At 45.6% G+C, this 4,407-nt stretch carries 4 protein-coding genes and 1 pseudogene; all 5 read right to left on the reverse strand.

All coding sequences use genetic code 11. The features are described from left to right. Positions 1-591: pseudogene (locus ACTIE6_RS15450) on the reverse strand (cell division protein FtsA); the annotation flags it as partial. A gap of 15 nt (positions 592-606) precedes the next feature. Further along, positions 607-1,383, reverse strand: coding sequence for a cell division protein FtsQ/DivIB (locus tag ACTIE6_RS15455; RefSeq protein WP_439557492.1), 777 nt, complete (start codon positions 1,381-1,383; stop codon positions 607-609). A gap of 22 nt (positions 1,384-1,405) precedes the next feature. Next, on the reverse strand, positions 1,406-2,800 hold the full coding sequence (gene murC, locus ACTIE6_RS15460; RefSeq protein ID WP_439557493.1) for a UDP-N-acetylmuramate--L-alanine ligase: 1,395 nt from the start codon (positions 2,798-2,800) through the stop codon (positions 1,406-1,408). A 31-nt stretch (positions 2,801-2,831) separates the two neighbouring features. Beyond that, on the reverse strand, positions 2,832-3,932 hold the full coding sequence (gene murG, locus ACTIE6_RS15465; RefSeq protein ID WP_439557494.1) for an undecaprenyldiphospho-muramoylpentapeptide beta-N-acetylglucosaminyltransferase: 1,101 nt from the start codon (positions 3,930-3,932) through the stop codon (positions 2,832-2,834). A gap of 1 nt (position 3,933) precedes the next feature. Continuing rightward, on the reverse strand, positions 3,934-4,407 hold a 474-nt coding region (locus ACTIE6_RS15470), incomplete at its 5' end, for an FtsW/RodA/SpoVE family cell cycle protein (protein WP_439557495.1).

A 4,407-nucleotide genomic window follows, 5' to 3' on the forward strand; every position in this document is an offset into this window, starting at 1 on the left:
CCCCAGTACCATTTTATCACATCTTAAATTCTGGTCTGCGTCGGCAAGGCTTTTCTTTGTCCGCTGAATAGATTGGTTATTGGCTGAAACAATCAGGAAGTTACCGCCAAGCTTGATACCAGTCCGGCCAACGGGCTCTTTCACGCCAATCGAATTATCTACCATGAAATCCATTGGCAGTACATGCAGAACATCGTAATTAGGCTCGATCTTGGCGCGGTACATATCGTCCACCAGCTGGTCAACATCGCGCTGGGTTACTTCTTCACCTGAAGATGCAGACGGTCTGATCACCCCGTCGCTATGAGAACTCACTTTCACGTGGGTTCCGCTGAAGCTGACATTCACAATACCAATATCCAGGTCTGAGCGCAGCGATGCTTCCTGTAAAGCTTCTCTGATAGCTCCGCCAACCTGTTTTATATTTTCTACTGATCCGTTAACAACTGCTCCTGCAGGCACTGGAACTTCACTAAAACCCAGGATTTCTATGTTGCTCTGGCGTGAACCTGAAGAACTTCCCTGCGCAGCGATCACGGCTATTTTAGTACTTCCAATATCGACTCCAACTACAATTTTCTCGTGTGCCATGCTAAAGGTGAATTATTATTCACAAACTATTTGATCTTGAAACTTAACACTAATTTTTTTATACCTGCTCCAATCCTGACTCAGTACTTTATCGTAAAATATCCTGAGCTTTCTGAATTTCGACTGATAATCCTCGGCGCTTCCGAGTTCAATTTGCTGATCACCAACTACGGTCATCAGGCTGATCTCGCCATCGTTATCTGCGTCCAGCTGCGTAACCTGCGCTTTCCAGAAAGGATCAGAATTCAAAAAATGCAATAAATCCATTACAGAAGCCCCTTTTGCGGTCTGTAACTTTTTAGCATCATTGAAAAATGAGCCCGAAACCAATAACGTTCTTGCTGAATAACTTTCTGATAGAGGAAAAAAAACGCCCTCATCGCTAATATAGTATCCCGACGTATTCCGCGTTTCTCCATTTTCAGAAGTATTAATCCAGCGCGCTAACGGCTTCTCTTGTTCTACTTCAACAACTATATTACCCCTAAGGTCACGAAATACCTGGCACTTCTTGATCAACTTGTTCCGCTTCACCCGATTCTCAAGATCATTCAATGCCACGTCACTTAACTTGTTGCCCAACAGAGGATCTCCCCCATTTTCGGTAAGTAACATTCGGACATCCATTTGATCGAGAAAACGTGTTCCTGAATCTCCCTGAATGGAAATGGTCAGGTTGGTACAACGCTGTTGACTCAGCCTGCTTTCTGCCATACCAATTCCGGCAATAGGCAGAAGAAGCCACAAACTACGTTTCAACAAAAGCCATGAATAGTCAAATTTACGTAACATCTCAGTAATATTAACAATGCTTTTATGAATTATTCGCAAAGGGATTTTTGAGCTGGTTACGTATCGGATCCACCAAAGTATCAATGTCTCCGGCACCAATTGTAACCACAATATCCGTATCTAAATCACGTAAAATGCTAAGTACTTTATATTTAGAGACCAGCTGTTTGTCTGCAGATGTTACTTTTTCCAGGATCATTTCTGAGTTAACACCCGCTATCGGCAACTCTCTTGCCGGATAAATATCAAGCAGCAGTAAACGGTCAGCGAGCGACAGGCTTTCTGCAAAACCATCTACAAAATCCCTGGTCCGGCTGAAAAGGTGCGGCTGAAAAATCGCAGTAACATGACGGCCGGGATATAATCCTTTTACCGACGAAAGAAATGCCTCGATCTCTGTCGGATGGTGGGCATAATCGTCTATATATATCTTTCCACCCTCCTCTAACTGGTATTCAAATCGCCGCTTTACACCGCCGTAAGTTTCAAGCGCAGCTTTGATCTGATCTGGCGCCACGCCGATGTGCAATGCAACCGCACTTGCCGCAATGGAGTTTTCAATGTTATGATAACCCGGAATTTTCATTGCAATGCCTTCAATTACCCCGTCAGGATAAACGAAGTCGAACACGAATCTTCCATTCCGGATCGTGATATTCCTGGAATGGAAAACGCCCGAATCAAGCGAATAGGATAATACTTCTGCTTTGGTACTTCCGGAAAGTTCAAGTCCCGTCCGCATGAACAGCACTCCATTCTCATCGATCTGACTTACATATTCCCTGAACGATTCCAGAACAGCCTCGTGCTTCCCGTAAATGTCAAGGTGATCCGCGTCCGTCGAAGTAACAATGGCAATCTCCGGGAATAATGTCAAAAATGAACGGTCAAATTCATCCGCTTCGACCACGCAGAAAACTTCCTCCAAATGATCCGTCGGCTCATTCAGAAGCAGGTTAGTGTTATAATTTTGCGTAATGCCGCCCAGAAATGCAGTGCTGTTTACACCGGCATACCGGAGTATGTGCGCCACCAGGGAGGATGTAGTCGTTTTTCCGTGCGTACCTGCTACACCGATTGTGCGAAGGTTCTTAGTGAGAATGCCAAGTACCTGCGACCGTTTGAGGATTAGAAAATTATGGTCCCGGAAATACAGCATTTGCTGGTGCTGCACAGGTACGGCGGGTGTGTAGATAATGAGCGTTTTTTCGGAATCATCAAGAAAGGACGCAGGAATGGTATCAATGGAGTCCTCCAACGTGATGGCAATTCCTTCTTCTTCCAATTTCTCAACCAGCGTAGTCCTGGTTTTATCGTAACCTGCAACCTCAAAGCCATTTGCCTTAAACCAGCGTGCCAGCGCACTCATTCCTATTCCGCCAATTCCGACAAAATAAATATACTGCCAATCGGTCATTGATGATGACATTCTATTAAAGGACAAACGGTTATGATCTTATTAATTTCAAAACTTCTGCTGCAATATCATCCGCGGCTGTCGGCCTGGCAAGCTTGTGGATATTCGTTTTCAGGATTTCCTGCTGCGCAAAATCATTCATCAGAGCCAGTGCCTGAGGTACCAGTTCGACTTTTGCACTGGAGTCTTTCACCAGCAAAGCAGCATCTTTTTCAACCAGCGCCAATGCATTCTTGGTCTGATGATCTTCCGATGCGGCCGGAAATGGTACCAGAATGGAAGGCTTCGCAGCCAGGCACAATTCTGAAACTGAAAGCGCGCCTGCTCTTGAAACTACCACGTCGGCAATTGCGTACGCAAGGTCCATTGTATAAATAAAGTCAAAAGCTTTGATCAAATGCGTGTTTAAACCTGCGATCAATGCTTTTGCTGTGTCAATGTAATTTCTTCCTGTTTGCCACAACACCTGATAGCCTTGCGCCAGAAATTCGGAAAGTCCTGCCGCAATACTCTCGTTAATGGACCTAGCGCCAAGACTTCCTCCCATAACAAAAAGGGTCTTTCTTTCAGGATCAAGCCCGAACTCGACAAAGGCCTCCCGTTTCTTTAAAGAAACGTCGACAATATCACTCCTGACAGGATTACCAAGCATCACGATTTTCTCTTTCGGAAAAAATCCTTCCATTCCCGGATAAGCGACGCAGATTTTTGACGCCTTTTTTGCGAGCAGCTTATTCGTAATCCCGGCATAGGAATTCTGTTCCTGAATCAATGTAGGGATTCCCTGAAAAGAAGCCATCATTAACAATGGCCCACTCGCAAATCCACCTACGCCCACAGCTACATCCGGCTTGAAGTCCCGGATAACCGATTTTGCCTTATTTAAACTCTTGATCAGCTTAAATGGCAATGCAAGATTGTCAAGAGAAACTTCCCGCTTAATCCCCGCAATAGGTAACCCTACAATTTCGTACCCGGCCCGGGGCACCTTTTCCATTTCCATTTTACCCAAAGCACCTACAAAAAGCACTTCCAGATCCGGATCTTTCCGGCGCAACGCGTCGGCTATTGCAATAGCAGGATAAATATGTCCTCCCGTGCCGCCACCGCTTATAATCACTCTTTTCGACATACTAGATCCGTTTCTCTTCGAGTATTTCACCACGGCTTACGCTCAGGATCATTCCCATTGCCATTCCTGTAAACAGCAGCGACGTTCCTCCCTGACTGAAAAATGGCAGCGTTTGTCCGGTAACCGGCACCAGGCCCACTGTCACCGCCATTGCCGAAAATGCCTGGCTGACTACAATGAATGTAAGTCCGGCCGAAAGCAGTCCACCAAACGGGCGCTTTGTGGCTTCAATTGCTTTAAGTCCGCGGTAGAGTAAAATGAGATAAAAAATGATCAGGATAGTCCCGCCCACTGTGCCGTATTCTTCAACAGTCACAGCAAAAATGAAGTCTTTTTGAGGTTCAGGTAAAAATCTCCTTTGCCGGCTCTTGGCAACACCTTCCCCGTACAATCCGCCCCGCGCCATCGCCATATAAGATTGCTGCGACTGGTACACGACCACATCTTTATCAAAAAATGCAGAAATACGATTTTG

The organism is Dyadobacter sp. (assembly GCF_051859145.1).
Classification (GTDB): domain Bacteria; phylum Bacteroidota; class Bacteroidia; order Cytophagales; family Spirosomataceae; genus Dyadobacter.

Coding starts and splice junctions, on each gene's coding strand:
- murG (WP_439557494.1), bottom strand. CDS start 3,932: ATGTCGAAAAGAGTGATTATAAGCGGTGGCGGCACGGGAGGACATATT.
- ACTIE6_RS15455 (WP_439557492.1), bottom strand. CDS start 1,383: ATGTTACGTAAATTTGACTATTCATGGCTTTTGTTGAAACGTAGTTTG.
- murC (WP_439557493.1), bottom strand. CDS start 2,800: ATGACCGATTGGCAGTATATTTATTTTGTCGGAATTGGCGGAATAGGA.